General features: G+C 64.9%; 2 protein-coding genes. Both read left to right on the forward strand.

The window, feature by feature from the left end; translation table 11 throughout:
* The first annotated feature begins 62 nt into the window (after positions 1-62).
* Positions 63-488, forward strand: coding sequence for a phage holin family protein (locus LSI54_RS12880; RefSeq protein WP_241478568.1), 426 nt, complete (start codon positions 63-65; stop codon positions 486-488).
* Positions 485-1,041 (forward strand): DUF3618 domain-containing protein (locus tag LSI54_RS12885; RefSeq protein ID WP_241478569.1); only part of this gene is annotated, 557 nt, incomplete at its 3' end. The genes LSI54_RS12880 and LSI54_RS12885, both read left to right, overlap by 4 nt.

Here is a 1,041-nt window from a genome sequence, read left to right on the forward strand (position 1 = left end):
CCCGGGGCTCCGACGCCCGGTTACCCGGCCGGTACCGATCCCTATGCCGGGGGTGGTGGCCGATGAGCAGCTCCAGCTTCCCCACCGAACCCGAGCGCAAGGCCGAGCAGGAGTCTCTGGGTTCGCTGATGTCTCAGGTCAGCGATGACCTCTCGACCTTGATCCGGCAGGAGACCGCGCTGGCGAAGGCGGAGCTCTCCGAGACCGCGAAGAAGTCAGGAAAGGGTGCTGGCATGTTCGGCGGCGCCGGGATCGCGGGGCACTTCGTGTTGTTGTTCCTCTCGATCGCTCTGTGGGCCGGGATCGGTGCCACTGATCTGGGACATGCATGGTCTGCGGTCATCGTGGCTGTGGTCTGGGCGATCGTCGCTGCGGTGTTGGCGGTGCTCGGTAAGAAGACCCTTGATGAGGTTCAGGGTGCCCCGCAGACTGCGGAGACCCTTAAAGAAGTTCCCGATGCTCTCACCCCCACGAAGGAGACCCGATGACACAGCAGAGTCCAGAAGAGATCCGCGCTGATATCGAGCGGACCCGCAGCAGTCTTTCCCTTGACGTGGACGCGGTCGCGGACAAGGTCTCTCCGTCGAAGGTCGCTGCGCGCCAGACCGAGAAGGTCCGCAGCACCGTGGGTGGGTGGAAGGACCAGGTGATGGGGTCGGCCGAGGATGCCTCGAGTCAGGTCTCGGACCAGGCCCACAGTGCCGCAGAAGGTGTGAAGCACGCGCCTTCTGAGGCCAAGCGCAAGACTCGGGGCAACCCGTTGGCGGCGGGGCTGATCGCGCTGGGTGCCGGTTGGCTGGTGGCTTCGGTCCTTCCGGCTTCGGAGTCGGAGAAGAAGGCGGCGGCGAAGCTTGAGGATCAGGCTCAGCCGCTGGTCGATGACGCGAAGGGTCAGGTCCAGTCGATGGCTGAGGAGCTCAAGGAGCCTGCGCAGGAATCTGTGCAGCGGGTTCGTGATTCTGCGGCGGAGAGCGCTCAGAACGTGAGGTCTGAGGGTCAGGAGCAGAAGAGCACCGTCACGGATTCGGCCAGGTCCTCGGC

This window comes from Nesterenkonia sp. AY15 (assembly GCF_022565855.1).
Lineage (GTDB): Bacteria > Actinomycetota > Actinomycetes > Actinomycetales > Micrococcaceae > Nesterenkonia.

Coding starts and splice junctions, on each gene's coding strand:
- LSI54_RS12880 (WP_241478568.1), top strand. CDS start 63: ATGAGCAGCTCCAGCTTCCCCACCGAACCCGAGCGCAAGGCCGAGCAG.